Source organism: Monashia sp. HAY1-2A (genome assembly GCF_056755315.1).
Genome location: NZ_JBNDHY010000401.1, coordinates 1 through 274, shown reverse-complemented (window position 1 = coordinate 274; position 274 = coordinate 1). Strand labels below are relative to the sequence as shown.

Genomic DNA, 274 nt, shown 5'->3' with positions numbered 1-274 from the left:
GGCATCAACGTCGACAAGACCCCGCCGAACCTGCGCGCCGCTCCGACCACGACCCCAAACGGGAACGGCTGGTACAACACGAACGTCACGCAGACATGGTCCGCTGACGACGCGCTCTCCGGCCTCGCCGGTGACAAGCCCGCCGACTCGGTCCTGTCGAACGAGGGTGAGGGCCAGACCGCCTCCGCGTCCGTCTCGGACAAGGCCGGCAACACGACCAGCGCCACCAGCGAGCCGATCAAGATCGACAAGACCGCGCCGAGCACCGACGCTG

General features: G+C 68.2%; 1 protein-coding gene. It reads left to right on the top strand.

The features are described 5' to 3' along the window. The coding region (locus ACPYOM_RS22475) for a hypothetical protein (RefSeq protein ID WP_481347660.1) at positions 1–274 on the top strand (274 nt) is incomplete at both ends.